The sequence below is a fragment of the Mesorhizobium sp. M7A.F.Ca.CA.003.01.2.1 genome (assembly GCF_003998945.1).
Taxonomy (GTDB): domain Bacteria; phylum Pseudomonadota; class Alphaproteobacteria; order Rhizobiales; family Rhizobiaceae; genus Mesorhizobium; species Mesorhizobium ciceri.
The window spans coordinates 1-5,533 of the sequence record NZ_RZRA01000318.1; the positions used below are offsets into that span (position 1 = coordinate 1).

A 5,533-nucleotide genomic window follows, 5' to 3' on the forward strand; every position below is an offset into this window, starting at 1 on the left:
GGTCAGCGAAATCAGGAACAGCGCCGCGAACAGCCGCGGCGCGTTGAGCCGGTAGCCGGCCTCGATGATGCGCGAGGCAAGGCCGGACGACTGGCCGGTGGTACCGGCAACGAACTCGGCCACCACGGCGCCGATCAGCGACAGGCCGCCGGCGATCTTCAACCCGCCGAGGAAATAGGGCATCGCCGCCGGCAGCCTGAGATAGCGCAATTGCTGCCAGCGCGTCGCGCCGTTGAGCTTGAACATATCGCGCAGATTGCGGTCGACGGAGTTGAGGCCAAGCGTGGTGTTGGACAGGATCGGAAAGAAGGCGACGATCCAGGCGCACAGCAGAAGCTTGGTCGTCTGGTCGTTCACATAGATGTTGATCAGCGGAAAGATCGCCACGATCGGCGTCACCTGCAGCACGATGGCGAAGGGGAAGAACGACATCTCGACCCATTTCGACTGCGCGAACAGCACCGCCAGCCCGACCCCGCCTATGACCGCCAGAGCCAAGCTGAGAAAGGTGATGCGCAAGGTGACCAGCAGCGAGGAAAACAGCAGGCCGGCATCGTTGTAGAGCGTCCACAGCACCACGCCGGGACGCGGCAGGATGTATTGCGGGATCTCGTTCCACACGCAGATGCGATCCCACAGCCAGATCGCCAGGATCATGATCGCCAGCGGCAGCACCCAGCGGCCGATCCGTTCGAACCGCGCCTGGCGCACGCGGCGTGCTTCCTCGGGGTCGAGTTCGAGCACGCGCTCGTCAATGGCCGTCATAATGCGCGCCTGCTGTTGAGTTGATGGCCTTGACCAGCACGTCGGAAGCCTGACGGCACAGTGCCGCATAGTCTGGCGAGGTGCGAAACGCCTCGTCGCGCGGATAGGAGGCCTCGATGGCGAGTTCGTCGAACACCCTGCCCGGCCGCGCCGCCATGACGACGACGCGGTTGGACAGGAACACGCTTTCGAAGACACTGTGGGTGACGAAGACGACGGTGAACCGTTCGTCCTGCCACAGTTCCAGGAGATCGTTGTTGAGCTTGAAGCGGGTGATCTCGTCGAGTGCCGCGAACGGTTCGTCCATCAGCAGCACGCGCGGTTTGGTCACCATGGCGCGCGCTATGGATACGCGCATCTTCATGCCGCCTGACAGTTCGCGCGGCACCGCGTTTTCGAAGCCGGTCAGGTGAACCCGCGCCAACATCTCCGTTACCGCCGGTGTCGCCTTGGCGTGCGAAATGCCTTTCAGCCGAAGCGGTAGCCAGACATTGTCGAAAACATTGGCCCAAGGCAGCAGCGTCGGCTCCTGGAAGACGAAGCCGATGTTCGAGCGGTCGAGCGAGCCGCCACCGCGCCAATCGAGCACGCCGGAAGTTGGCGTCGACAGGCCGGCGATCAGCCGCAGCGCCGTCGACTTGCCGCAACCCGACGGCCCGAGCAGGCTGACGAAATCGCCTTCCCGGATGGTCAGGTCGACGTCGCTGAGCGCCGTCACGCCGTTGGAGAACACCTTGCCGACGCCCTTCAGCGCCAGGAGCGTCGGGGCCGCACCCGACGCAGCCGGCGCTTGCGCCACTTTTTCCCTTATCATTCCGGGGCGGCCTATTTCTTCAGCTCGAGCCCGACGCCTTTGTTGATGAAGGTCAGCGTGTAGGCCTTCTTGATGTCGATGCCGGCTGGCGTGACCTTAGCCTTTACCATCTTGTCGTAGAAACTCTTGATCCGCGCGTCGGTCATGGCGCCGATGCCGAGCTTTTCGGTGTCGCCGGAATCGGCCAGGCCGAACTTCTTCATCTGCTCGATCGAGAACGCGATCTGCTCGTCGCTCATGTCGGGATTGTCTTTCTTGATCATGTCGTTGGCGGCTTTGTTGTCGCCGTAGAGATATTTGTACCAGCCCTTGGCCGAGCCATCGACGAAGCACTGGACCACCTCCGGCTTCTTGTCGATCGTGTCCTGCATCACTTCGATCGTCGTCGAATATGTGTCCCAGCCATAGTCGGCGAGCAGGAACTGGTTCGGCACGAAGCCGCCTTCCTTCTGGACCGCGAACGGCTCTGAGGTGACGTAGCCCTGCTGGATCGACTTCTTGTTGGCGAGGAAGGGAGCGGTGTTGTAGGTGTAGGGCGCGCGTTTGGAGGCGTCGAAGCCGAGTTCGATGACCATCCACTGGAAGAAGGTCTGCACGCCCTCGTCGCCCAATATGTACTGGTCGGCGTTCTTCAGGTCCTCCCATTTGTCGAGCCCCTCGCCGGGGTGGGACATGATGACCTGCGGGTCCTTCTGGAAATCCGCCGCCACCACGCGCATCGGTATGCCTTGCTGGACCGCATCGAAGGCCGACAGCAGATTGCCGCCCATGTAGAAATCGATCTTGCCGGCCAGCAGCATCGGCCGGCCGCTGACTTGCGGACCGCCCTGCATGATGGTGACGTCGAGGCCGCAGGCGGCGTAGGTGCCGTCCGCCACGGACTGGTAATATCCGCCATGTTCCGGCTCGGCCAACCAGTTGGTGCCGAAGGTGACTTTCTCATTCGCAGCCGCACCCAGCGTGCTGGCTGCAAGCAGGGCCACAACCGCCACCGAGATCTTCTGTTTTCCGTACATCGACACCACCCTCTGTTTGCTCCGGCGCGCCACGCGCCAGGCTCGACACCAAAGATTCAAGAAGCAAGACACATGCCACCGGCGTCTGGCGCCGGGACCGCCCGCTTGAAAGACGTTGCCATGCCAAGCGCGAACGGGTCATGCTGTACGGAAGGCATCGTGCCTATTTTTTGAACGGCTGTCCACAATCGCCCGGGCAACATGCACCGCCATCTTGAAGGTGTAATGAGTCCGGCTTTAGGTGGCGGCATCCAGGAGATTGCCATGTTCAAATTCCTCACCCCGAAGTCCATCAAGCCGCCCTTTGCCCGCTACAGTCACGGCGTCGAGGTGCCGGCCGGCAAGCGGCTTGTGCTGTGCTCGGGCCAGGTCGCCATCACCGCCGACGACCTGATTCCCGAAGACGCCGGAGCGCAGGCCGAACTCTGCTTTCAAAACATCGCGGCGATTCTCGGCGAAGCCGGCCTGGGTCTCAGGGATATCGTGCGCATCAACGCCTATGTCACCGACCGCGCGCATCTGCGGCCCTATATGGACGTCCGCGACCGGCTGTTTTCGAGCCCCGCGCCAGCGTCGACATTGATGATTGTTTCCGGCTTTGCCCGGCCCGAATTCAAGGTCGAAATCGAGGCCATCGCGGCGGGGTGATCGACAGGCCGCCCGTCCCGCGCTAGGTCTGCCTGACCATTGAAGAGGCATGACATGACCGTACCCAAAAGACGCGTGTGGTGGGGCGACTACCGGACCACCGAATACGCCTCGATCGATCCCGAGGCGACCATCGCCGTGCTGCCAGTGGCGGCGATCGAGCAGCATGGGCCGCATCTGCCTGTTTCGACCGACACGTCGATCATGAACGGCATGCTCGACACGGTCATTTCGCGCCTGCCCGACGATCTCGACATCCGCATCCTGCCGGTGCAGGCCGTGGGCAAATCCAACGAACACCTGCATGCGCCGGGCACCCTCACTCTGCCGGCAACCACGCTGATCGAAGCCTGGACCGAGCTTGGCCTGTCGATCGCGCGCGCCGGTGTGCGCAAGCTGATCGTGGTCAATTCGCATGGCGGCAACGAGGAGATCATGGGCATCGTCACGCGCGAATTGCGCGTGCGCGAAAAGATGCTGGCGGTGAAGACCAGCTGGCAGCGTTTTGGCCGTCCGGCCGGCATGTATACCGAACTGGAGGACCGTCACGGCATCCATGGCGGCGATGTCGAGACCTCGCTGATGCTGCATTTCCGGCCGGACCTCGTGGACATGGGCAAATCAGACAATTTCGTTTCCAATGTCGCCAAGGCCGAAAAGGAATTTTCGCTGCTGCGCCACACCGGCACCCACGCCTTCGCCTGGATCGCCAGCGATCTCAACCCGAACGGCGTCGTCGGCGACGCCAGCATCGCGACGGCGGAGAAGGGCCGGCTGACGGCAGAATATCAGGCCGACGGCTTCATCAGCCTGCTGCAAGATGTGCGCAAGGCGAAGCTCGCGGAGTGGTTGACGTAGCCTCCAAACCAGTGGCAAGCGCTGTCATCGCTATTCCAGATCCTCTTGAACAAACGAGGCGATGGAGGAGGCGGATCAGACGAACAACGATATGGGGGCAAAGCTAGCTGTCGATCCTCAGCGCAAAGGGCGTGCCTTCAAAGGCGTCCGCGCCGCGCCCGATCGATTCGATCGCCTCGACCATGCGGCCGTTGCGCTCAAGCAACGCATCGGCCACGGCGATCAGTCGCGGATTGGGCGTTGCCGAAGGCGACAGCGCCCGCAGCGTCCGCGCCAATTCGGCCTCGTCACGCTTCGGCGCCAGTGCTGCCGCGATGATATAGGCCGAAGCCGTCGAGCGGCTGATGCCGGCATAGCAATGCACGAGCATCGGCCTTGCCCGGTCCCACCGGCGCGCGAAATCGAGCAGATTGCGGACATGGTCTTCGCCCGGCATGGTCATGCCGTCCTGCGCCACCGCGATGTCGTGCATGACCAGATGCAGGTGGTTTTCCCTCGAGATCGAGGCCGGCCGCACCACCTCCGTTCCGGCGGCGAGCAGCGAAAGCATGCGGTCGGCGCCGGTCCTGGCCACCGTTTCCTCGATCTTTGCAAGCGAGCAGACATGGATCATCGTTTTGAACCCTTCGATTGATGCTTGCGCCGCGACGCCCACTCGGCAAGTGCGGATTCGAGCCGCTGCCATTCCTCCTCACTGCCCGGCAGGCCGGCGCGCAGAACGTCAGGCCGGTCGGCAAAATGGCGAAGCAGGATGCCGCGCTCGCCGAGCGCTGCAAACAAATCGGCGGCATTGGTCAGACTGAGGAAACGATACAGTGTGGTTCCGCCCGCAACAGGAACGCCGAAGCGGCTGAAAAGCGCATCGAGACGCGCCGATTCACCGGCCAACGACGCCCGCATCACGTCCTGCCACCCGATGTCGGCAAGCGCGCGGATGCCATATTCCAGCGCCGGGCCGGCGACGGCCCATGGTCCGAACTGCGTATCCAGCCGGTCGACCGTCGCAGTATCGGAAAGTGCAAAGCCGAGCCGCAGCCCGGCCAGGCCAAAGAACTTGCCGAACGAGCGCAGCACGACGAGGCCGCCCCGACCGACATCGCCCGCGACGCTGTGCTGACGCGGGCCGACATCCATGAACGCCTCGTCGACGACCAGCAGTCCGCCCTTGGCGCGCAATCCGGCGGCCAGAGCCAGCAACCGGTCGCGCTCTATGACACGTCCATCCGGATTGTTCGGATTGACGATGATGACGAGGTCGGCGTCCGCCAACGCTTCGAAATTATCGACCTCCGCCACCTGGTGCCCGGCGATCGCGGCAGCGCGGGCATGTTCGGCGTAGGTCGGACCCAGCACCAACGCCTTGCCGGGCGAAATGAGCGACGCAACGCGCGGCAACAGGATCTGCGTGCCCGGCGCCGCCACGACGTTGGCT

7 protein-coding genes are annotated in these 5,533 nt (G+C 63.3%); 2 read left to right on the forward strand and 5 right to left on the reverse strand.

What is annotated here, in order from left to right; translation table 11 throughout:
* The 3 genes from EN969_RS14740 to EN969_RS14750 all read right to left on the reverse strand — a co-directional run.
* On the reverse strand, positions 1-765 hold a 765-nt coding region (locus EN969_RS14740), incomplete at its 3' end, for an ABC transporter permease (protein WP_164758261.1).
* Complete coding sequence (locus tag EN969_RS14745; RefSeq protein ID WP_063168224.1) at positions 752-1,579, reverse strand: ABC transporter ATP-binding protein; 828 nt, start codon at positions 1,577-1,579, stop codon at positions 752-754. The genes EN969_RS14745 and EN969_RS14740, both read right to left, overlap by 14 nt.
* Positions 1,580-1,590: 11 nt before the next feature.
* On the reverse strand, positions 1,591-2,595 hold the full coding sequence (locus tag EN969_RS14750; protein WP_013531126.1) for an ABC transporter substrate-binding protein: 1,005 nt from the start codon (positions 2,593-2,595) through the stop codon (positions 1,591-1,593).
* 264 nt (positions 2,596-2,859) lie between these two features.
* On the opposite strand from EN969_RS14750, the gene EN969_RS14755 reads away from it, so the two are divergent.
* Both EN969_RS14755 and EN969_RS14760 read left to right on the forward strand, forming a co-directional pair.
* Positions 2,860-3,243: a RidA family protein gene (locus tag EN969_RS14755; protein ID WP_024501344.1), complete on the forward strand. Its 384-nt coding sequence runs from the start codon at positions 2,860-2,862 to the stop codon at positions 3,241-3,243.
* Between the two features lie 54 nt (positions 3,244-3,297).
* Positions 3,298-4,101 (forward strand): creatininase family protein, encoded by an 804-nt coding sequence (locus EN969_RS14760; protein ID WP_063168225.1) that lies wholly within the window; start codon positions 3,298-3,300, stop codon positions 4,099-4,101.
* Positions 4,102-4,204: 103 nt separating this feature from the next.
* On the opposite strand, the gene EN969_RS14765 is transcribed toward EN969_RS14760, so the two are convergent.
* Together EN969_RS14765 and EN969_RS14770 are read right to left on the reverse strand one after the other, a co-directional pair.
* On the reverse strand, positions 4,205-4,714 hold the full coding sequence (locus EN969_RS14765; RefSeq protein ID WP_063168226.1) for a tyrosine phosphatase family protein: 510 nt from the start codon (positions 4,712-4,714) through the stop codon (positions 4,205-4,207).
* A partial coding sequence (locus EN969_RS14770) for an aminotransferase class I/II-fold pyridoxal phosphate-dependent enzyme (protein WP_164758262.1) occupies positions 4,711-5,533 on the reverse strand: 823 nt, incomplete at its 5' end. The genes EN969_RS14765 and EN969_RS14770, both read right to left, overlap by 4 nt.

Excerpts from the sequence above, each read along its gene's own strand:
- EN969_RS14750 (WP_013531126.1), bottom strand. The coding sequence starts at position 2,595 with ATGTACGGAAAACAGAAGATCTCGGTGGCGGTTGTGGCCCTGCTTGCA.
- EN969_RS14755 (WP_024501344.1), top strand. The coding sequence starts at position 2,860 with ATGTTCAAATTCCTCACCCCGAAGTCCATCAAGCCGCCCTTTGCCCGC.
- EN969_RS14765 (WP_063168226.1), bottom strand. The coding sequence starts at position 4,714 with ATGATCCATGTCTGCTCGCTTGCAAAGATCGAGGAAACGGTGGCCAGG.
- EN969_RS14745 (WP_063168224.1), bottom strand. The coding sequence starts at position 1,579 with ATGATAAGGGAAAAAGTGGCGCAAGCGCCGGCTGCGTCGGGTGCGGCC.
- EN969_RS14760 (WP_063168225.1), top strand. The coding sequence starts at position 3,298 with ATGACCGTACCCAAAAGACGCGTGTGGTGGGGCGACTACCGGACCACC.